The organism is Moritella dasanensis ArB 0140, from assembly GCF_000276805.1.
Lineage (GTDB): Bacteria > Pseudomonadota > Gammaproteobacteria > Enterobacterales > Moritellaceae > Moritella > Moritella dasanensis.
The window spans coordinates 22141-46844 of sequence record NZ_AKXQ01000035.1 but is presented as its reverse complement, the minus strand read 5'-3'; the positions used below and the strand labels follow the sequence as shown (position 1 = coordinate 46844).

At 41.5% G+C, this 24704-nt stretch carries 8 protein-coding genes and 2 pseudogenes; 1 reads left to right on the top strand and 9 read right to left on the bottom strand.

Features of this window, described 5'->3' with window-relative positions; genetic code table 11:
* Positions 1-322: 322 nt before the first annotated feature.
* Complete coding sequence (locus tag A923_RS0120450; protein ID WP_017223558.1) at positions 323-2032, bottom strand: KAP family P-loop NTPase fold protein; 1710 nt, start codon at positions 2030-2032, stop codon at positions 323-325.
* Positions 2033-2365: 333 nt separating this feature from the next.
* Between A923_RS0120450 and A923_RS0120445 the strand changes: the two genes are divergently transcribed.
* Positions 2366-2776, top strand: a complete 411-nt coding sequence (locus A923_RS0120445) for a hypothetical protein (RefSeq protein ID WP_017223557.1) — start codon at positions 2366-2368, stop codon at positions 2774-2776.
* 162 nt (positions 2777-2938) lie between these two features.
* Here A923_RS0120445 and A923_RS0120440 read toward each other — a convergent pair whose 3' ends face one another.
* From A923_RS0120440 to A923_RS0120410, 8 genes and pseudogenes are all read right to left on the bottom strand, one after another.
* The gene (locus A923_RS0120440) at positions 2939-4567 is read right to left on the bottom strand and encodes a PfaD family polyunsaturated fatty acid/polyketide biosynthesis protein (protein WP_017223556.1); all 1629 of its coding nucleotides are present in this window, start codon (positions 4565-4567) and stop codon (positions 2939-2941) included.
* 237 nt (positions 4568-4804) lie between these two features.
* Positions 4805-10738 (bottom strand): hotdog fold thioesterase, encoded by a 5934-nt coding sequence (locus A923_RS0120435; protein ID WP_017223555.1) that lies wholly within the window; start codon positions 10736-10738, stop codon positions 4805-4807.
* Between the two features lie 69 nt (positions 10739-10807).
* Complete coding sequence (locus tag A923_RS0120430) at positions 10808-13441, bottom strand: PfaB family protein (protein ID WP_017223554.1); 2634 nt, start codon at positions 13439-13441, stop codon at positions 10808-10810.
* 187 nt (positions 13442-13628) lie between these two features.
* Positions 13629-17462, bottom strand: a pseudogene (locus A923_RS23350) (SDR family NAD(P)-dependent oxidoreductase); the annotation flags it as partial.
* A gap of 60 nt (positions 17463-17522) precedes the next feature.
* Positions 17523-21944, bottom strand: a pseudogene (locus A923_RS23345) (beta-ketoacyl synthase N-terminal-like domain-containing protein); the annotation flags it as partial.
* Between the two features lie 857 nt (positions 21945-22801).
* Complete coding sequence (locus tag A923_RS0120420) at positions 22802-23203, bottom strand: thioesterase family protein (protein ID WP_026006393.1); 402 nt, start codon at positions 23201-23203, stop codon at positions 22802-22804.
* A gap of 198 nt (positions 23204-23401) precedes the next feature.
* On the bottom strand, positions 23402-23620 hold the full coding sequence (locus A923_RS0120415) for a VF530 family protein (protein WP_017223551.1): 219 nt from the start codon (positions 23618-23620) through the stop codon (positions 23402-23404).
* 133 nt (positions 23621-23753) lie between these two features.
* Complete coding sequence (locus tag A923_RS0120410) at positions 23754-24614, bottom strand: patatin-like phospholipase family protein (protein ID WP_017223550.1); 861 nt, start codon at positions 24612-24614, stop codon at positions 23754-23756.
* Between the last annotated feature and the right edge of the window lie 90 nt (positions 24615-24704).

Sequence of the window (24704 nt, the reverse complement as noted above, 5' to 3'; positions counted from 1 at the left end):
ATGTTCTTCCGTGTCATATCTTTCTATCTCAGTCAGTTAAAGTCTCTTGATAGTAACAAGGCGATAATTCATTATCAAATCATCGCCTTCTTGTGTGCTTTAAATAGTTCTGTTTTGTGCGCTAAAACTAATAAGATATCGATAGTGATGTCATCGCTACCGCTGATATTGTTCTTGGTATGACTGCTAGCAGAGTCCTCATATACAAAGTTGTAAATGGATATATTCGATTTAATTTACAAAGCCAAACTCAAGAACTTCATCATTACTTAAGTTAGTAACTCTTGGAGCAATCCTAAACATCCCTTCTTCTTTAAAGTAATCACTCTGGATCAGATAACTCCTCTTTACCCATCCAGTCAAACGCAGATGCTAATTCTATAAAATCTCTATACTCTTCATTGTCTATTGAACCATAAGGTTTACATTTATAAATGTATTTAATCCAAAGAATAGAAGATTCACTTCCTGTTAAAAGGGGCTCGTCACGACTATTATTGCGGAAGTGTTGGACGAGTTCCTCTCCGCATTGTTGTAGATCAGTTTTGTCTGATTCGTTTGTAGCCCAAAAATAATCGTCTGTACTTTCAGGTGACTTAAAGTGTGGTGCAAATATGTTTTTTAAATAATCCATAAAACCGAAATTATACTGGTTATAAGTATATGGATTAGATACGACGTAGCGAGATGCTAGTTCAAATTCTTTAGCCACGTCATCAGGGTTAAAGCTCATTGAAATAAAACCACTCTGAACTTTCACATAAGATTCAAGAAATTCATCAAGGTAAAAGTGTATAGTTTTATCTTTACCCTCTTTTTGTCGTTTGAACTTACCTGAGACAATCTCTTCAAAGAGTTCGTTATTTATTTCTTTGAGGCTATGCAACGTTGTCAGCATTAAAATATCTATACAAGAATTTTTAGGCATATTTGTAATGGTGGCAATAACTCTATCTGCAATTTGAATAGATGTTCTAGCGGATACTTGAAACGCATTTAGTACAACAGATATATTACGTAAAGTGTCTTTACCTTCATGATTAAATGGCAATATATCGACTTGTAAATCTCTTAGATAACTCCCAGAGAGTTTGTAAGCATCACTATGAAAATCTAAAAAACTCTCTAATTTCGGAGCTTTCAAGCTAAAACGGCTATTAAAAAAACGTCCTAGATAAACTCGAGCATCAAAGCCTTCACCATAGATGGCTTTAACAGCATGCTGTAATTGGCCCGTGTCTGTCGCAACGATAAAAACAACGCCTGGAATATCAAAAATATGCTTAATGGTCTCCAACATCTCAACAGCATAACTTGGTCTGCAACGATCTAATTCATCTATGAAGACAAAGGCTGGTAACGAGAGCTTCTTTAATTTTTTAACTTCATCGACCCACTTTTCTACATGAACCTTAAGGTTTTTTATTGCTTCGCTTTTAGCTTCGTGCTCTTTAATCAAATGGGTGACAAGCTCTGACGCAGCAAAACTCATGTCCAAGTCTTCTCCAGATTCATCTTTCCCTACGACCTTTTCAATTTCTCCACCTTCAGATTCAGCAGCACCCATAATTTCAACAGGATCAATACCAAAAAATCGCTTTGACATCCCTCTAGCAATGCCTGGTGCAGCAGCTTTAAGTAGGCCAATCATCTTCGTTGGAGCTTTGAATTTATCTTCGTTGCAGCCCGCCTGCTCTTTCAAATCTTTAATAATCGCAGACACAACTGTCATTAAAGGATCTTCTGAATAGTCCTTTTCCCAAGCGTCTATATAGACTACTGGATAATATTCTTTAAGATCATTAGCCCAACGTTTGAGAAAATATGTTTTACCTGACCCCCATTCGGAATTGAGGTTCAAAACATAATTTCTTTTTTGTTCACCAACGTCTCTAGCTTCATCAAAGCCTTGTGATGATAAAATCTTTGTTAAGAACTCTGCATATTTCGCACGCTCTAACTTATCCGATGGAAAATACTGTTCTGATATTTTAGTACCTTCATCCCAGTTAATCCTGATTCTTTCTGACATTAAGTACCTGCTATTTATAGATTCATTTAGTTAGATTATTAGATATTATGTTGATTAGTTCAGCTCTAATATAAGTTATATCGAAAATGGAATTAACAACTTACATTAGGGTAACATAATACATAAGGACATAATTATTATAATATAATTCTATATATTGCCCTTGATATATCACAATATCGCAGCTAGGCTATGCGGAATTAGCGCTGGTTGGGCGTTTAGTTTAGACTGGGCTTCAGATATCATTTATTATTACACCCGTTAACTAAAAAAGCTGATAACTAAAAGCTTCGCTCTACTGTAAGTGAAATAATTAATAATATGGAATGCACTATGTACGACCAAGATACATTAAATAAAATAAAGGCAGTATTTAATAAAGAAATAGGACTTACTCTATTTCAAAAGGAAGATTTTAATTTAATTGCAATGAACTCAGGAAGTGACTCACCGTATAAACTCGCGAGAGGCCTAACTGGGTTTAGTATTGGCGTTAGCTTTGAGCATGTGGGGCCTGCTGTAGAGATATACTTAACCGACCATTTACTTGGTAAACCTAAATCTAAAGCTATTATAAATACTTTCCAGACATATGCTGATGAACGAAATATTAAAATAATAAAGGATAAAGTTAATAAGTTTAATTTATTTTTAATGCCTATCGATAAGTTCGATAGCATTTCAGCTGTTTGTTTAATAATTCAAGATCTTTGCTTACTATTTGATGGAGATACAAGAGCATAGTATTAAACATAAATCACATCCATCAAGCCATTATGGGTCTTAATCTATGACCCAATTAGTATTATTTACTTCTACTCATTAAACAAGAAAACCCCCGTAAACTGGTTTTAAGCCAGCTATAACGGGGGTATGAACTCTATTTATTGTTGTGACGAACAAACATTAATCACTCGTACGATAACTTGCCAATTCTGTACTTAAGCTAACGCCTTGCAGTTTCAACTGGTTTACACGTTGTAAATACGCAGCACCTTTTAGCATATGCAAAGCAACATCAACTGCGCCACGGCGGGTATAGTCTTCAAGGTAAGAACCTTTCACCCAGCTGTTAAATGCGCCTAAACTTGGGCCAGCCCAAATCTGATAATCCATTTCACGTCCCTTCTCGCCTGTGTTTGACCAGCGTGAAGACAAACCAAGATACCAACGGAAGATAAGAGCCATTTTACGTTTAGGGCTGCTCATTGCACGCGCTAGCATTTCTGGATCGCGCTCAGTGAAGAAAGCGATAGTGCCATCCCAGATCTCATCTAGATTCGAGCGGAAGATTTGTTTTTCAATCTTCTCACGTTCTGCAGCTGGGATATCTTCAATCGAGTCATAAGTCACATACAAGTCATACAGTTTCTTCGCACGCATAGCGAACATAGAACCACGTTTTAATACTTGTAGCTTCACGCCCATTTCAAACATATCAGCAGCTGGTGCCATTGTCACATCGGCCATTTCAACTGTTGATAGTAACTTACGGGTATATTCAGATGCGCCAGCTTCAACACAAGCCTGATTCACAGAACCCAGAACAATATAAGCAGCGCCCATATTAAATGCAGCGAGTGCTGCTTCAGGCGTTCCGATACCACCACCAGCACCAACACGTAATGCAGGAGAGAAGTTATACTTCGCTTGCACTTCATCACGCAGTCCGATGATAGTCGGTAGCAAGGTTAAAAACGGTCTGTTGTCAGTATGACCACCAGAATCAGCTTCCGCAGTAATGTCATCAGCCATTGGTACAAGCAGCGCTAATGCAGCTTGTTCAGGGGTGATCTTGTTTTGTGCTAATAACTTATCCAGTAACTTTTGCGGTGCAGGCTCCATAAAGCGGCGACCAACTTCAGTACGCGATACTTTAGCGATAACCTTGTTACCAATATTAACCGACCCATCACTGTTTTTAGATAAACCAGCAACACGATACCAAACAATGTGCTCAGTTAAACCTAAGTAAGCCGAAGCCTCTACCGTCTTAACACCCAGTTTAAGGAAACGTTCAACAGCACCACGCTCTAATGCTTCTTCTGCTGGCGCATGGATCAAGTTAACCGCATAAGGACCATTTGGTAATTCAGCTTGAATACGACGAATTGCATCTTCAACCGCGTCAGGGACTAAACCTGCTGCGCCGAACGAACATAACAGTCCTGCTTTACCTAATGCGACAACAAGTTCAACCGACGCAATACCGTTTGCCATCGCGCCGCCATGATAGGCATATTTAACCCCATGTTGTTTCTTATACGCATCATCACCCAGATCTTCAGGTGTTAGCTTCTGTGCAAACGCTAATACATCAACATCGATATTATTGCTGATAGTACCTGCGATTGACGTATGGTTAGCGATCCCCATTACAGCAGCATTGTTTGCAACTCGATTCGCCACGTAAAGCGGCTTAGACAGATCCATTAAAGCTGCTTTAATTTCTGCATCTTGTGTATGAACTGACGCTGGATCAACTTTCCACGCCCAATTAATCGCATTACTGTTGTTAAATTCTAAACTCGACATTCTTATTTCCTATTTTTGCAGTTGCTGAATTCGAAATTCAACAACTGAGTTATTCTGTTTCTTATCCGATGAAGTGACTGCTGAAGCAAAGTCTCGATATAGTACTTTCAGACTAATGTTCCACATTGTTTAAAGACGCCCAGCTCTCCGTAAACCCATCCATGGGGGCTTGAGGCTAGCATCCATGCTAGCAACAGCTGGCTTACTTTAATCAATGCTCCACGAGCCCACTAATTGTTAGGCTTCAACAATACTTAAAACAATATTCTTCACTTCATAAATACGCAGGCCATCTTTAGACAGATTCGCATCACCAACGAGTCTTACTTCACCTGATTCAGTAATGATCTCGGTGATATGCACGTCCAGTGACATCTGCTTATTCAACGGCGTAATTTGACCACGATATTTCCAATCAACTTTCGTCATTGGCGCAACAAAGCGAGGACTAGTAAACTGTGCACCTAAGTCATTTTTAAGTGCATAGGTTTGCATTAATTCAATAATAGCTTCAACACCTAACGAACCAGGCATAACCGGATCTTGGTGGAAGTGATAACGGAAGAACCAATCATCAGCATCAATCGTGCGTTCGCCATAAACATAAGCCACATCCGCTTTACCACCGCCTTCAACGACAGACACTGTATCGATGAAGTTCATCTGGCCGCCCGCTAATTTATAATGCGGTTTACCTGCAGGCGCTTTGTATAAAGCTAAAGACTGATCCGTTAAATCGAACACATCAATATTGGCTGCAGGCGTATTGTTATCAACAAACCAAGCATTAGTCGTTTTGCCGTTATCAATGCCCAGTTGGTTAGTCAGCGATTCACCACTAAAGTAACCAAATACCGCTTTACCAGTATAAAATAATTCGCCATCTACTGACATATCAAACGTGAAACTTTGAATAATCGCGCCACCAGCAATAGCCGTACTCACTAATACTGATTTATTCACAATCGTTTTGCCGCGTAAATCAATCTGCTTTAATAACGTACCGCTACCATCAAGGTTACGGAAGAACAGATCTTTTTCAGGGTATTTAAGCGTCGTGCCCATGTAACCTGAAATGAAGCCATTTGGTTGCAATGCAATTTCCATGATTAATGAATAAGGCATCCAGTTTTCATGGCTGTTTTTAGTAAAGTACCAAGCATCTTCAGGTACATAGTATTCAGCAACACAGCTTGATGGATTCTTCAAATCAAGACGTTCGCCCTGCACTTCCACAACCTGAGTAACAACCTGTAAATCACCACAAGGTGTACGAGGTGGAATACGACCTTCATAAACATCAAAGTCAGGACCGAAACAGTTAGAAATATTACCCGTCGCAAACTCAAACATATGCCAAGGTGTAAACGGTGCTTGGTTAGGCACTCTATGGTGACCAGCAACAGCAGGCGCTTCGAAATGCTTAATCGGTGTCACACCTTTGCTTTTCGGTGCAGACAAGTCTGACTCTACGCGCATTAACGGACGTTCAGGATACTTAAACGGTTCAACACCACGTTCATCCAAATCTGCATTGTTCGTCGCAGTTACAGCAACAGGCGCAGCAGTTAAAGCAGCAGACGAAATTGTTTTAAGCTGCACATTACTCGGCAATGTTACTGGATAATCTGAATGCTCATCTTGTTCGCTGATCATCACGCTCAAGTTTTTGAAATCAACAACCACTTTACCATCAAGCAAAATATCAATATTGGCTTTCATGAATGGCTGTGGATGCATACCCATCGCAGTAACTTCCATACGGTAAGTTAAGGTATTGCGCTGTGGCAGTACTTGCCCACGACAACGTACCGTTTGTGATTCACCTGGTAGCGGTTGGAAACGGGCGTTGTTAACATTGGTATGCATACCAAGAGACAGCATGAAGAACATCGCCATTTGGCCACAACCTTCCGACATCAACGAACCAGCCATTACTTGATCACCTTTAAAGTGACAAGGGAAATACCAATGCTCAGGGTCTAAATCTTTTTGACCTTCTAACAGGCCTAGTCCCCAATGACCACCGGTTGGATCTATCTTGGTAATACGTTCAATCATCAAGAACTTCTCAGACGAGAATTTTAGCGATGGGTTACGACCACCTTGATCATATTGTGGACCAAAACAACTTGCGACGTCGCCATTAACCAGCTTCATCATATCACTGTAGTCATATTGACCACGGTTATGTTGTAATAACGGCGTAAATGATGATTTCACAGCGTTGTTAAATTCAGCTTTGTCTTTATCGTTATGAATAACGCCTTTACCGTCAGAAAGTTCTTCGTCAGTAAAGAAACCAGCACAACCATTACGCATGATAAGTACCTTCTTATCCCCTACGTAACAATCATAATGGAAGAAGAATAATAATTGCTCGCCGTTACGCGCATACGAATCAATGTGGATCTCGTAACGTAAGGTATCGCCACCGAAAGCCATCTCTTCAAGGAAAGTTAGTTCACAATCAAGTAAACGGTAAACACGTTCGCCTTTAGCTTGGAAATCAATACCGATATATGAAATCAACATCAAATCACACTGGCCTGATTCTACCGCAACAGACCAAGGGATCTGACCATCGATTAAGAACGGTGCATCAACAGGTACATCATATTCAGTGCACATGTATGATTTTTTGTATTCATGCACCTTGGCATCAAGTTCGGTAACACGTGTTACTAATAAATAATCTGAGGTTGGTAGACGTACACGACGCGAATAGCCATCAATAATATTGTATTCAGCACCGAATACCTTACCAATATCACCTTCAGCGAATTCAACCAAATCAGCTTGATCGTAAATCACTTTTTCAGGTTTGTTATAACGTTCAATTAACTGCAGTGGAGGATAGTTGTAACCAACAGGTCCTTTTATCTGAAAACCAGCTTGTGTTGCTGCTGCTTGCGCTTTTGCTTCAGTACTGGTGAGACTTGTCGCTATAACAGGCTTGTTTGAAGCAACCGTTGATACAAGTGTTAATGGCGTCGCTGGAGCATGCGTTGTTGAAACAGTATTTTTAGGCGTATGATCACCTGTAGTTTGTGCCGATAGCTTAGCTTGCAGTTCAACAAGTTGTGATAAGTTTTTCTGTGCAGCTAAGCGGCTTTCTAAGAATGCTTTATGGGTAGACGCTTGCTGATGAATTTGATTACTGGCTTTATGTTTCACTGTCACTCCAACAACGCTCGAGCCCGCTACGGGCTGCGCTGTATGTTGATGTTGAGAAATGGTTGACGTTACTGACGCTTCATTAGCGAGTGAACTAGTTACTGGTATAACAGCGCTCTCAGGTTCACTGATTGACTGAACACGAATGCCTTGTGGTATCACATTATCCATCACCACTGGCTGTTTCACTTTAGCTAAGGTTTTACCAGCAAACTGCTGCTTGATAACATCCAATGAAGCACTGGCACTATTAACAATCGCGTCACTGATTAACTGGCCACCCAGCTTGATGGTTTTAACTAATTGTGGACGTTTCTTACCAGTTGGCGCTGGTGCAGATTGATGTGCTTGCGCTGAACTCGACAAGATAAGATGTGCACAACTGTTATCACGACCTAGACCGTTAATGGCAATGTGTTGACTCGCGTTCTGATCTTGACTCGTTTGCTTATCTAAAAGCAGCGCCGTTTTGATAATGCTCGCCATGCCTGATGCATTGAACGTATGACCAATATTGGCTTTTACCGAACTAATATTGGCACTTGGATACAATTGCGGTAAAGCAGCTTTCTCTGCACTGTTTTCAGCACCAAAACCACTGGCATGCGCTTCGACACTCACGACATCTGTCGCGCTGATACCTGCTAACGTTAAGGCTTTGTCCGCAGCAATTGCAATGGCTTTAGCATCGCTACCCGGTGCAAAAGAAACGGCATCAATACGGGCATAAATTTGCTGAGGTGTTACTTGTGATAATGGTTTAACGACAATCGCCGCTGCGCCTTCACCCACCAGCCATTGTTGCTGATCAAGTACGTTATTATTTACCGAAGCATTATCACTTACAGGGCCACTTTCATTCACAGGGCCAAAGTGTTGACGTAAGGTAATGTTTTCAATTGAACCAGACAAATCAACCGCAGCAATAATCACCGCTTCGACATCACTGGTTTGAAATAGATTTTCAGCTAATTCAACACAACGATAAACAGAATTTTCTTCAGCTGATACCGTAATAGCCGGACCAGAGAAATCCCATAACGCCGAAATACGTGACGCCATAATATTACCAATGAAACTCGTATACTGATTTAGCTGTGCAGCCGAAGCGACACCGTCTTTAGCAATATTGGTCAGTTCTTCACGTTGCTCAGCGGTCAGGTTAATACCTTGTTGTACTAAACTGTCTTCGATCTGTGTTGTCAAATTAACACGGCCACGATACTGGTGTAATTCCAGTTCCATGCCCATCGCGACTAACACTGCAACATTACGACCTTCCACCAATCCTGCATCTTTAGCGGCGTTGTCTGCCACTTGCATCATCATTAACTGTTGTGGGATCAAACAATCTTTTTCATTAGGCGGCACTTTGAAACGTAAGAAATCAATATCAAGCTGTTCAACATAACTGCCTTTAGGCGCTTTGCGTAATTGTAGCGACTGCATGACGTTAGCGTTACTTTCCATGCCCTTCCAGCGTTGTACTGGTAATTCACGGAAGGTGTTTTGATTATTATTTAATAAGGTTTTGAACTGCGCTAAATTACTCGCACTACCAAAATGACTGTCCATACCAATAATAGCCAATGGCTCTCGCGGTTTAGCTACACTTACGTGAGATTCGAGTACTTGTGTTGGCTGTTGCAATACCAAATGCGCATTACTGCCGCCAAAACCAAATACGCTCACACCTGCAGTGCGCGGTTCATCTGTCTTGGCACCCGGAGTTGTTGGCCAAGGCACAGTCGTCGTCGGCATTTGTTCGCCAGTAAAGTAACCGTTTTTAGATTGCAGCGGTTGCTTTAAGTTAATCGTTGCAGGAATAAGACCCTTACCTAGCGCTAACATAGCTTTCGTCATGCCCGGCATACCAGCGGCTGTTAACAAATGACCTAGGTTAGATTTAACCGAGCCCAGTAATGGCTTGTTATTTACGCGACTGAAAAAGGTTTCCATCGAACGCAATTCAACATTGTCACCTTTAGGTGTGCCCGTTGCATGACACTCGATATAATCAACTGTGCTTGGATCAACATCCGCATCGGCATAAGCACGTTCGTATACTAATACTTGCCCCTTGGTATTAGGACTTAATACAAACTCGCCTTTACCGTCATTTGATAATGCACCGCCTTTAATAATGGCGTAAATATTATCACCATCGCGTACTGCATCACTGTGGCGTTTTAATACCATCATACCCGCGCCTTCACCGGCAAATAAGCCTTGTGAATTTTTATCAAACGGAGCGTGAACATTATTCTCAGGATAAGCTTGGAAAATGGAGAAACCCATATTAACGAACATAGGATCAGATGCTGATACCGCACCCGCAAGCATCATGTCTGCTTTACCCGTATGCAGGTAATCACAGGCTAATTTAACGCTATAGCAAGATGACGCACACGCCGCATCCAGTGCAAAGTGTGAACCACCAAGACCCGCAGCTTGCGCGATCAATGCGGCTGGATAACCCGCTACTAATGCATTATCGGCATGTGTTTTTTTCGGTGCCGTGTAATGTGATAGTTGAAAATCAGGATGTAATACTGACTTTAAGGCATTATCAACAACCTGATGATACAAAGGCATGAACAGCTGATTAGATGACTTGGTTGGGAATGACAGATTACCTAAAATCACACCACAGTTTGCCAGTGCATCGCTGCCCCAGTAACCGGCATCGGTAAGCGCTTGTTTCGTTACATAAAGCCCCCACTGATTTAGGTCGTCCAAACCCGTTAAATAATTACTATCGACTTGATAACCCGACGCATCAAAATTGAAATCACTGATATAACCGCCATGCACACAATAAAATTTATCTGTGTCGCCTTTGTTCGCGGTATATTTAGCAGGATCAACGCCCATTTGAACTTCTGTCGCCTTACTACGGCAATCTTGTTGTTCAAGCAATTGCTGCCAAAATTGATCCGGTGCTTTTGAGCCAGGGAACAAGTTAGCAATACCTACTACTGCAATATTTTCCATAATTACTCTCTTTAAATCCATATTTGAACGGATGAGGAAACCCCCACCTGATCTATTTATCTGTATCTGTTATTCGTGAGCATTGTCAAAATAACCGGCTTTAACCAGGATTGACCCGTTAAACAAGCTATCTAAATTCAAATTCACGCCATGGCTAATTAACTTAGCAATCGCGCGAATATAAGTAAGTTCATCACTGGTGCCTTTGGCATTCACAGGGACGGCAACATGGCGACTGTCCTGCTCGCCATTATTTTTATTCTTTTCATTCAACAAGATCTTATCTACCCAGCTGCATAAAGAACGGCCGGGGCCCATCTCAATAAATACCCGCGCACCTTTATCGTGTAAGGTATTAACCAAACGCGGGAAATCCACCACATCACACAAGCATTTAGCAATACTGTGCGAAATGGCTTTGCTGCGCTGTGGAATAGGTAAATAACACGAACTTGAATACATTTTGGTATTAATACGCGGTGTAACGTCCATATGATATAACTCAACCATATGTTCATATTCGGCATACGCTGGCGCGCTATGAATTGCGTTCGCCATGTTTAATGCCATTGCGCGGACACCTAAATTTTTAATGACTCGCTGACAGGCTTCTGGATAACCCGCTAACAGCAGACTATCGGGCGTATTGATAATGGTGCAATACACACGATCTTCATCTGCAGAGGCAATTTCAACCTGTTCAATCGTTGCTTTAATAGTATAAGTTTCCCAGATCTGCTCGAACGTACCGTTAGCAACATCATCCATACCCCAATGCTGACGTAATGTTCTTAACTCGCCGCAAAGTTGATGATTAAAGGTATTCGATTGCGCTAAACGAGCACTCATCAATCCCGGTTGTTGCCAGCAGCCTAACGCCGCATACATGCTTACTTCGCCCATGCTATAACCTGTAGCAAAGTCAGCTTTAACGGCAAAGACTTCTTCAAATACCTTGGTAAATACGCAAGCAAAACCTACACCGGCTTCAGCGATATTGGCTAAGTTGCCGCGTAGATCTAAATCCAGCTGCTTGAGTTCTTTAAAGCTATAACGGCTAATGCTGCGTGGATTAAGTAAGGTATCTTTTAGCGTGGCAGCAATGTCATCGGCTAAAGCCGCTACAGGCTGATAAATCTGTGGGAATAGATGAAATAGATCACGCCCTAAACCAACATACGTAGCGCCAATACCTGGGTACATGAAGGTGACGCCATTCTGTGTGCTGTTATTTGAATCTGGGTTTGCAGCGTTTTTGTTAGCTGGCGACGCAGTAAAGTAACTGCCCTTCGGGGTTTTCCATTCTTTAGCATCACCATTAAACACGCTAGCAATACCAGCAAACGCTAAAGTGATCTCTTTGCTTAACTCTTCAACAGTCTCGGCAATAAGTACTGCACTATAGGCTTTGTCCGTATCATTTCGGGCATAACAATCAGCCGCGATCTGTTTAATATCGGCAGTATTTATACCAGTAGTACTTAACTGCCCAGCAATAGTCTCTAATTCACTACGTAATTGTGCTTCGCTATTACCTTGTAAAATAACTAGTGCTAACTCGCTCGATGCAAAGTAACCATTAGTCCGCAGATCAGCTACTGGATGGTTTTGTTCAAGTGTTTGAAGCTTGCTTTCAGTTAAGTCATTTTCTTGTAAAAGAATGTGGCAATAGCTGTTAGCAGATACACAACTATAAGCCGCAACGTGTGCAGAACCATCAGTATGTGGAAACCAAGGTCGAGCATCAACAGGCATATAAAATGGTGATTGCTGCCATTGTGACATTTGAGTATCACTCGGCTGTTGCCAATCTTTAATCGCCGGAATATAACGCTGATGCAAACTGATCACACATTTCAATAAACCTGCGACCTGCGAGAAACAACCGCCTTCGCCAGTCACACTACGGGCACTGCTTAATGCAGTATGCAAAGTTTGCGTATGATGATAAGCAGACATTAAGCCCTGACTTTCAGACAGTGCAATTGCCGAATCAGCGACTGCTGAAACTTCTAACAAACCAACCTGCTCTGCATTCATGCCAGCTTGCTGTAATGCGATGTTTGCAGTATCGGTAATGTTTGCAGCGTTAAATTGAGCACTTACACCCGACTGAGCGAAACCTTTAATATTGGCATATATATAACATTGCTTAGCATTGGCAAACGTAGTTGAAGCGATAAGTAAACTAGCGAATCCAGCTACACTGCTATAACCAATGAAGGTTTCATCAAAGCTGATTGTTGCAGTTTTAGTTGCAGTCGTCGCAGCTTCAATATCATTACGAGGTGCATTAACCGAGTTATTCATACCAATCACAGCCACAGGACAGTCTTGATTATCGACTAAATCTGTTGCTTGCTTTAATGCTTGGCCTAGATCAGTAATAACAACACAGCTAGCACACTGTTGTGTCACTTGCGCTACAAGTTGGTTATCAACATCACTGCTCATATCTGCAATAAGCAATACCGCGATATCCGACATGTGTAACTGATTCGTTTGCGCGAGTAGACCGACAGAGTTAAGTACTGTCGCAGCAGTAATAACTTGTTCTTCGCCATCGCTAATAACGTTAGAGTCGGTACTAACGCGGCTAACATTATCTACATAAGCACCTTGATAAAAAGCACGTTCAACACGATCAATATTGTCCTGTCCGCTAAATTTAGCACCCATACCAATAACAGCTAATTCCGTCATATTCTCTTTAATATCCTATTTCGAATAGTAATAACTAAAAGCGCTGATTCGTCTGGTTTAAAGCAATCACTTTTAGTTATTAATATTATTAAATTTTTTAATCACAACTAATTAAGAAAAGTGATTAAGAAAAATAGACGCCATGCTAACCATGACGTCTATCGTATAAATTTTGTTACTGACTAGCTCAAGACATATCGTTCAAAATGTCGCTGACACTAACTTGCGCTGATTTAACTTCTGCAAGTAACTGCATGTCTGCAGCAATCAATTGAATATCACAGCGGGCTTTACTGCCGCGAGAACCCAATAGATCATGTTCAACAACATTGAGTTGCAGATAAAATACTTCATCTACAGCCACTTCACGATACACAGTCCAAGCAGCTGTCACCGACGGTAAGCTACCTAAACCAAATTGCTTGCGTACCCAGACCAACATCGCCTGATAAACCAAATCATTAGCAAAGATATTGTTGGCAGCGATGGGGAATGACCCCTGCTTAGCTGCTGCAACATCTGTTATCTGACAAGCCAATAGCAGGCCCTTGTCGTCACAACGTAATATCTGCTTAATACCCTGCAGACTTTCACCGTGGAACAAGGTGCCATTGCTGTATAACGCTTGTGCTTCATCGCTAACCAAATTGTTAATATCTACAGCTAATGCCGGTAATTGAACCGTCACCGCATCAAGCGGCTGAGAAGCTAACAATATTGTTGCGGCATAATGAAATACCGGTTTACCATCGTTTTTCAGGCTAAACACTTTTGCGGCAATACGGACTACTGTTTCATGTTCTGAAACAGCGGTCACAGGCGACAATTGGATTTGATAATCCGCCGCCTCATTACCATCAAAAACCACGCCTTTAAACAGTTTATAGTCTTCGAAACCGACATATTTCAATGCACAGTCTCGGTTACTATAAGTTGCTTGTGCTGCATCACTCATCCAAGCAATCGCGCATACCGTTGGTAATACCTGATTGCCTTTGATCATGTGGTCAGCTAAAAAGCGGTTGTCGTTCACTTGAAAATGATCGTTCAAAGAGTCACTGTTAGTCGCTTTGATGCTTTTAGTTACTAAAGCATCTGATAAACGACTAACTTGTGGCTTTTTTACAGCAGTACTCTTTTCATCAGCAGCATCTTTAGATAAGTCATTACCCACGAGGATTTGTGGACAACGGTTATCATTAGCGGCTAGTTCATTCAGTAACAACTGCGCACCGGCATCAAGTGGAATAATGTAAACACCACGTTGATCAAACATACGCTTCAGCTCTGGCGTTACCATGCCGCCGTCCCAAGGACCCCAGTTAAAGCTCAGAACCTGTGCTTGTGGGTGCAATGATTTAAAGCGGTATGCCGTTTTGTTTAAGATCTCATTGGCAATCGAGTAATCAGATTGGCCAGGGTTACCGTAGAAACCAGCCGCTGACGAGAACAAGACCAATTGCTTGATGTTGCTTGCTTCAGTTACTGATAACAACGATAACAAACCATCGATTTTAGTGCTGTATACAGACTCAAAATCGCTTAGTGTTTTTTGCTCAATGAATTGGTCAGCTAAAACACCCGCGCCATGAATGATGCCAGTAATATCACCAAATTTAGCAATAACCGGTTTTACTGCCGTTTGTACGTTTGCTGCATTGGTTACGTCAGCAGAAACATATTCAGCTTGGCCACCAGCCGCCGTAATGGCAGTTAATGTTTGCGCAATTTCACGGTTAGCTTGAATAGGTTTAATCAGTTGCACGATCTTCGCTGGTGTTGGTTTATCACCCGCGGCGATCAACGCTTGCATCGCCGCTTTCTTCAAGGCCGCTTCATCGTTAATACCGTGTGCCCAGCTTGGTTCATCATTCGAGAAGGTTGAACGTCCCAATAAAATAAACTTCGCTTGGTACTCTTTAGCAATACGCACTACGCAATGCGCTGTTACGCCTTTTGCGCCACCACTCACTAAGAATACCGAATTAGCGTCAATGTTATTACCAGCAGTCAGTGCATAACTGTCAGTCGCAACACCCGTTAAGGTAATGCGTTCAACAGCCTTTTTCGCTGTTTGTTGATAACCAACTTCAGTTAACACGCTATCTGCGTCAAGCAGCTCATCACAAACAAGAGTTGCGACTTGCGCTGCAGCTAATGATGTTGGCATATCTACCGCACGACAGAATACGTTATCCCATTCGTGTGACAGTGTTTTAACTAAACCGTTTAAGCCGCTTTGTACTAGGTCAGTCTGTATTAGGTCAGCTTGTGCGTCGTTGCTAAAACCAAGTGAACCGCCCTGCTGAGTAACTACCATGAAAGAACCACGCACTTTAGCGGCTTGAGTTACTTTACTCAATTTCGCTAATAAGAAGGCTAACATCAGGCCTTGCTTAGATGCTTGTGGGTATTCGATAGCATTAATTTCGCTACTTGCGTGCAGATAGATAACTGCATCCAGTTGTGCGTTAGCAGCAATGATGTTGTTGATTTCAGTTTCATCAACGCTATTTAAGCTCACCAGGTTTACTGATTTATTAAATGCTTTCGTCGTTGTTACTGCTACCCAAGTTGGTTGCAATGCAGTTACATTCCAGCCAGTTTGCAGTAGGTGGTCTGCGAGTAACACTGCATTATCAGTGCCATCAGCCACGATTAAGGCATTAGCGCCTTGGCAATTTTGGCTTATTTTACTGATAGAGCTTAGACGCGAGATTGCAACCGTTGCGCTCGGCGCTGGTTTAAACTCTGCTTTGTGTTCTGCGGCAGCTGTAATAGTTGCAACATTGCTTTGCATAAATGCATCTGACACTGCGCTTTTTTCAGGTTCATGATTAGCTACTACATTTGCAGTAACACCACGAGCTTTACTCTGCATGTAAGTTACAATTTCTTCTAACGTACGTAGTTCCGCTAAGTCTTCTGGGTTTAGTTCAGGTAAATCAGTAATGATCTCCTGTACCGCACCTAGAATTTCAACACGTTTGATTGAATCAATACCAAGGTCAGCTTCCATGTCCATTGCTAATTCAAGCATATTGGCAGGATAACCAGTCTTATCAGCAACAACATCCATCATTACATTTTGGATATGGTCTAAATCAATAGACGGTGCTGAACTTGCTACAGCAGTAGGTGCACTTTCTACAGCTGCAGGAGCTTTGCTCTGCATGTAGCTAACGATTTCACCTAACGTACGTAGTTCAGCAAGATCTTCAGGGTTAAGCTCAGGTAAGTCAGTGATGATTTCCTGTACCGCACCTAAAATTTCTACACGTTTGATTGAATCGATACCAAGGTCAGCTTCCATGTCCATGGCAAGTTCTAACATGTCTACTGGATAACCGGTTTTGTCTGCAACCACTTCCATCATCACAGTTTGGATGTGGTTTAAATCGATAGACGGTGATGAGCTTGTAGCTACAACATCTGTTGCTGTAACAGTCGCTACAGGTGCATGTTCAGCTACGGGCGCTTTGCTTTGCATGTAACTAACGATTTCACCTAGCGTGCGTAATTCAGCAAGATCTTCAGGGTTTAGCTCAGGTAAATCAGTAATGATCTCCTGCACTGCGCCTAAGATTTCAACACGTTTGATTGAATCGATACCTAAATCAGCTTCCATGTCCATGCCAAGTTCTAGCATGTCCGTTGGATAACCAGTTTTATCTGCAACAACATCCATCATCACTGTTTGGATGTGGTTCAAATCGATAGACGGTGCTGAGCTTGCTACTGTATTTTCTACCACAGCAGCTACCGCAGGTGCTTTACTCTGCATGTAACTAACGATTTCACCTAGCGTACGCAGTTCAGCAAGGTCTTCTGGGTTTAGTTCAGGTAAATCAGTAATGATCTCCTGTACTGCCCCTAATATCTCAACACGTTTAATTGAATCGATACCTAAGTCAGCTTCCATGTCCATGCTCAGTTCTAGCATATCTGTTGGATAACCGGTTTTGTCTGCCACTACATCCATCATTACTGTTTGGATATGGTTTAAATCAATCGAAGGGACTGAGCTGTCAGCTGAAACAGTCATAGCTACAGGCGCTTTGCTCTGCATGTAAGTAACGATTTCACCTAGCGTACGTAATTCAGCGAGGTCTTCTGGGTTAAGCTCAGGTAAATCAGCGATGATTTCCTGTACTGCTCCTAAGATTTCAACACGCTTGATTGAATCGATACCTAAGTCAGCTTCCATATCCATGCTCAGTTCTAGCATATCTGTTGGATAACCGGTTTTGTCTGCGACTACATCCATCATTACTGTTTGGATATGGTTTAAATCAATCGAAGGGACTGAGCTGCCAGCTGAAACAGTCGTAGCTACAGGCGCTTTGCTCTGCATGTAAGTAACGATTTCACCTAGCGTACGTAATTCAGCGAGGTCTTCTGGGTTAAGCTCAGGTAAATCAGCGATGATTTCCTGTACTGCCCCTAAGATTTCCACACGCTTGATTGAATCAATACCTAAGTCAGCTTCCATGTCCATGCTCAGTTCTAGCATATCTGTTGGATAACCGGTTTTGTCAGCAACCACTTCCAACATAACGTTTTGGATGTGCGTTAAATCAATACCCGTTGTGACTGCTGCAGGCATAGCTGTTGGTATAGCTATAGCTGTCGGCATTACCGCTTGCGCTTTGGATTGCATGTAATCGACAATTTCACCCAAGGTGCGTAGTTCAGCAAGATCTTCAGGGTTAAGCTCAGGAAGATCTGGGATCAACTCCTGCACAGAACCTAAAATTTCAACACGCTTGATAGAATCGATGCCTAAATCAGCTTCCATATCCATGCTCAGCTCAAGCATATCAGTTGGATAACCGGTTTTATCTGCAACCACATCTAACATCACTTTGCTAATTGTCGTGATATCGATAGCCGCTTGAGTAACAACCTCAGGAACAACAATTGTTGCAACTTGTTCAGCAACAACCGCAGCTAACACAGGGGCTGGTGAAGCGACAACAACAGGTGCACTCACAGGCGTAGGCGCTAATGCCACCGTCTGTAATGCAACAGCGGCATTACTTGCTGTATGAGTTACATTATTTACAGGCGTATTAACCGCTGTAGTTGTAACTGGCGCGATAACTTGTGTCGATTGCGTAAGCGTAGCTAACGGTGTAGAGCTCGCAGATGCTGCGATGTCATTACGTCCAGAGTCAATAAGAAGCGTATTCATATGACTTGTCTGATTGTTCAGATAAGTTTCATGTACGCGCAACGTTTCAGATTGGAACTCGTTATACATAGACAAAGTACGATCTAAACTTTCTGGTAATGCATTGTTCGTTTGCGCAGCAAGTACACTCTGCACTGTTTTAGCGTAGTCTTGAGGACCTTGCATAAACTGTTCATGTACGTTTAATAATTGCTGTTGGTGTGCAACAAACTGACCAACACTACGTTCGATTGAAGCAACAAGGTCGGCATCGCTATTGTTACTGACATTGTTAACAACAGTAGTATTAGCGCCATTATTAACAACATTGCTATTGTTAGCTGTTGAGTGTGAACCGTCAGCATTAACGTAGACAATTTTTTCTACTTCAACGATACGTTCAACTTCAACAATTCTTTCGACTTCAACGATTTTTTCAATCACTTGTGGCTGTGGTACAGCAACCGGAGCCGCTTTAGCCTGTTTCACAGTCCAACCATCGGTAAGTGCATCTGCAAACGCTTTCTTCGTTTTCGGACTCACATACGCTGCACCAGTCAGTTTCATCAACATAGGCGATTTTTTCGGCGCTGTTAATGGACGCTTAACGGCATCGTACGGGTCAATATTGTCTAATGCGACACCAAGAACTGCCATCTGTAGAGCAGCTTGACGCATCTGTACATCGGCAGGTTGTTTTGGATTGGCATTCACAGCGATTGCAACAGCATCCGATTTATCATTAAGAATGTTTTCAACGAGTTTAGTTAATACATTCTTCGGTCCAAACTCGATAAATACGCGGCCACCATCTGCATAGATATTGTCAATTTCTTGATTGAAATGGACAGATTCCAGCATGTGTTTTTTCAGGCTTTTCTTAATCTCATTTGGTTTAGTTGAATGCACTAAACCAGTGCCATTAGCAAAGACAGGGATTGATGGCGCATTAAACTTCGCGTTATCAACCGCTTTAGCAAATGGTTTTTGAGCGTGACCAACTAACGGCGTATGAAACGCAGCGGATACTGGTAACGGTACAACTTTGAAACCTGCTTTACCCAAGGTAGTGATCGCAACAGCAACTTGTTCGCTAGTGCCGGCAATAACGACTTGATTATTGGAGTTGTAATTAGCAATAGAAACATCATCAATTGTATCGATGATAACGGCTACTTGCTGTGGGTCGCCGACAACAGCTGCCATCTTACCCGCATCAAAATCTTGTTGCTCTGGCGCTGCCATGGCTTGACCACGACTACGCGCTAGCATCATGTAATCACTGTCGCTTAATACGCCAGCAGCCCATAATGCCGTTAACTCACCAAAACTATGACCCGCTGTAAAATCAGCGTTAAAGCCTGCTTGTTGGAACGTTTTAAACAAACCAACACTGAAACAACCAATCGCTGGTTGTGCATGTTGCGTTAAACGTAGTTGCTCTTCTTGTAACTTACGATCTGCATCTGTATAAACAGGAATTGGATAAGTAACAGCAGACAGTTGGCCTAAACCAGCAGCGCCGAATTGTTTATCCATTGCCGCTGCACTGTGCATCATGCTTGGGAAATTACACGTTAAATCTCGGCCCATGTTCACATATTGCGAACCTTGACCTGAGAATAGCGCGACGACTTTACCCGTTGCATCAATACCTGCTTGGCGATAATAAACGCCCGTTGGCACTGACCATGTCGCTTTATCTGCGTTAACGCTGAATTGCTTCAATGCAGCATTAATCATAACAAGCGCTTCGTTGGCATTACGCGCCACAAAACCTAAACGTGCTTGGTCAATTGCGGGTGTATTTAGCGGCCATGTTGTCACTAGTTCATTAAACACAAATGGTTGAAGATCAGCATCTACTGCTAATTTGCTACGCCAATTATTTAACTCGGCAATGATACCTTGCTGATCGTTTGCAGAAATAAGAACAGTCTGTGTTACGGAGTTTAAGCGATAAGCACTATCGTGAGCCGGACGGTACTCTTCTAGAATGATATGGAAGTTAGTACCACCAAAACCAAATGAGCTAATACCTGCGCGACGTGGGATACCATCTTCACGAGGCATCCAAGGACGCGTTTCACTGTTTAGAAATAACGGGCTATTTTTGATATCCAAGGCTTCACTTGGCTTATCGATATGAATCGTTGCTGGTAAAATTTTATGGTGCAGTGCTAATGCTGCTTTGATCATACCCGCAGAACCAGCCGCAGCTTTAGTATGACCAATTTGTGATTTAACCGAGCCTAACGCAATATGTTGTTTTTCATCACTGGCCGCGCCAAAGTGTTGAGTCAAACCAGCAAACTCTGCTGCATCACCCGCTTTCGTCCCCGTACCATGACCTTCAATTAAGCCACATGTCTCTGGCGCAAAACCAGCATCTTCATAAGCACGTTTAAGCGCTTTAGCTTGACCATCTGGACGTGGTGCATAAATAGATTTGAAACGACCATCTGAAGACGTACCAATCCCTTTTAATACAGAATAGATTCGGTCGCCATCACGTTCAGCATCTTCTAGACGCTTAAACGCCATCATGCCGATACCTTCACCAACCAACATACCTTTTGAGTCGTCATCAAACGGACGAATATCATCGTTCGTGGTAAACGCCGGTGTTTTTGAGAATGACATGTACATGAATGGTGAGTTATCACAACATACACCACCCGAGATCATCACTTCTGAGCGATACTCAAGTAAGTCTGAAATCGCCATTTTTACTGCTGCAAGGGAGCCGGCGCATGCCGCATCAACCACACAGTTGGTACCACCAAAGTCGAAGCGATTAGCGATTCGACCAGCAATGACATTACCTAACATGCCTGGGAATGAATTCTCTTCCCAGCCGATGTAGGCTTTCTTAAATTTCTCGATGATCATGCCGCGATCATCTTCATCGATACCAGCGGCTTTTAACACTTTCTCTAACACTGGGCCTTGTAAGCGTGACGTTAGTGGTGAAATTTGTTTCTGACCACCACCCACACCTAGCGTGATACCAATCTTGTCATGGTCATAATCACTACCAATACCAGCATCACTTAATACATCACGTGCAACAATTAATGACAACAGTTGAGCAATGTCAGTTAACTCGAGGATATTTGGCGGTAAGCCAAACTCCATTGGGTCAAAATCAAGTTCTGGAATGAAACCACCGCGTTTGCAGTATGTCTTGTCTGCTGCTTTTTTATCTGCCGAGTAATGGTCGTCAATGTTCCAGCGATCGCTAGGCACATCAATAATGGCGTCCACAGAGTCAACGATGTTATCCCAGAATTGATCCAGATTTTTAGCGTCAGCAAAAACCGATGCCATACCAATGATGGCAATCGGGCATTCTTGCAAACGAGAATTTAACTGCTGATCATCACTACTTAACACATCCTTGGCGTGCTTAACCGATGTGGTGTTCTTTTTAGCCATTGTGTTATTGCTCCTAAAGGATCTTTATTGCACTAAAAACATTACTCATTAAAATATTCATTTATACACTCAGTTGAAATTGAGCGTACAAGTGTACTCTTAAAGTGCGAAAAAAATCTACCGTCATTTCATGTCACATAAAATAAATTCGGTAGAGTTAATTGTTTTAAATTCTATTACGGTACTTTTTCTAGCTATATGGGTAATAATATACACAGCTTTAAAAATCACTACAAACAAACTATCCAGGTCAATACCTTAGACTAGTCTGACCAGGCAACGACTAAATATAACAAATTACACCCTATAGATATCTGGCATTTTAAGAATTTTAGTCATCTTTTCACTACATTTTCACTATATTACGCCATCTTTAAACTAATTTTAATTAATATTAATGATAAAACCATCACAAATAATTAAACTTAAATTAGCGTAATATCTCACTTTCAGTCTAGATTTATCTATTTTTCTTTACTGATAAATACACAAAAATTTACATTCAATTACATAACGGTTTTAATTTCATCTTAATTAAAGATTTATAGAATAAATACTCAGGGTTTAATTTATCTAAAAACGCTATTTAATGCTGATATATGTACCATGGACGTGCGTTTACAGTGATGGTATTGCGGCAAAAATCATATAGAGACAACAAATACCGCTTTATTCCAATATCATTTTCTTGCTTTAAGATTGTTATATACAAAGCGTTACGACTGTTATTTACACGGATTAACCAAGTATTATTCACCGTTCATTGCAGCTAATACGTCGTCAGGTATAGGTTGTAGGCGTTTTTCTTTATCCAAGCACACCATTTCAATATCACCAATAACAGCTGGTTTTGTTGCGTTAGCACGCCATACTTCCTGACGCCAAACCGTTTTATATTTACCATCGAGTACGAAAGAAGTGCGGATATCGCAAATTTCAGCAAATTCAACGCCATCCTGGAACGTCATATTGGCTTTATAAACCGCAAACCCTAAACCGCGTTCATTCCATAATGTAGCTAATAAATCACTGTTAATCACATGTTCACGCGCACGTTCGAAATATTTTAAAAAGTTAGGATGGTAGACGACCCCTGAATGATCGGTATCTTCATAATAAATTTGTACTGGATGGTGGTATATCTTGGTCATGACAGGCATTAACTCATTTGATCACATGTTTAAAATACATAGCATATAGATAAATGTGAAAAATAACAGTGCAATGTCATCGGATGTTATGTAAGAGCGGTGGAAGATATTCGAGGTTAATCACATGGTTAAATTAACAGGCTCTGTTTATAGTGCTTATATTGACTATAAACAGAGGCCAGTTGGTACAGAGGACATTTAGTCTTCAGACACCATTTTTACATATAGCGCTTCTACTTTGTCACGTGCCCAAGGGGTTTTACGTAAAAATTTAAGACTAGACTTAACACTTGGGTCTTCAGTAAAACAACGAATATTGATGTAGTACCCAAGACCATCCCAACCATATTTAGCAACAAGGCTGTTAATTACGTTTTCGAGAGTAATGCCGTGAAGCGGGTTATTTATTTGAGTCATGTTTACCGTAATATGTTATTTATAGTTATATAGAAAAGAGTATAACACAAGTGTTAGCTTGATTTAGACATCACACGACGACACTGAGGCTATTATCACCTATTTACCGAGTGTATAAATCCGTGTGGACCCGCTATTTAACGCCATTGCTAGCAAGTTTATCACCAAACCATTTGCTAAAGACGTTCTTTTTGACCTCGCTAGCTGTAATACTCTCTTTCAACTCCATAAGACTGTCATGTTGATCTTTTGCAGCATCATAACCAATTTGATAGATCTCACGTAATGATTTTTCATCCGTTGCAAACGTGTTGTAATTCAACAGCGCCTCTGGATAAATTTGCACGTCACATTGCGACAATTTATCTAATTCAGCACCACTACCCTGCAGCGTGAAAGCACGTAATACCACGTCTTTGATACTCGAGAGTTCATCAGCTTCAACTTGTCGAATCGGTGACACGTACACACCAATGATTTTATCGCAATCGTCTTCAATCACACTCACAGGGAAATGATTAACAATCCCACCATCTGAATACACTTGATCATCAATAATCATTGGAGAGAAAACTAAAGGATAACTTGCCGAAGCCAGTAATGCATTAATGACGGAGCCATCTTTAAAAATGTGCTCTTTGCCAAGTAACATATTAGTAGCAACAATGCGTAATTCGGGGTTCAGGTACTCAAAGCTATCCTCAGGGATATACTTTAATACTTCAGGATATAATTTTGCCGGGTCTATAAAACCAGCACGAGCGCGGGTAAACTTCCAAGAGAAAGGTTTAACATCAATGAAGAATTGTAAGATTTCATCAATTTCTAATCCAGAACAATAAAGTGCGCCTACCATAGAGCCTGCACTTGTTCCGGCTATTACATTAGGTCTTACATCTTGCTCTAACAGGTACTTCAATACACCAAGATGAGCAATGCCTTTGGCGCCGCCGCCAGAAAGGACTAAGCCAATTTTATGTTTAGTACTATCCATCGATTTATTTAACCCTTTCATCAACTTATTACTGAATTTATATTAACTCTACCTGACATTTTTATAAACTGTTCATAAAATCGAGATATA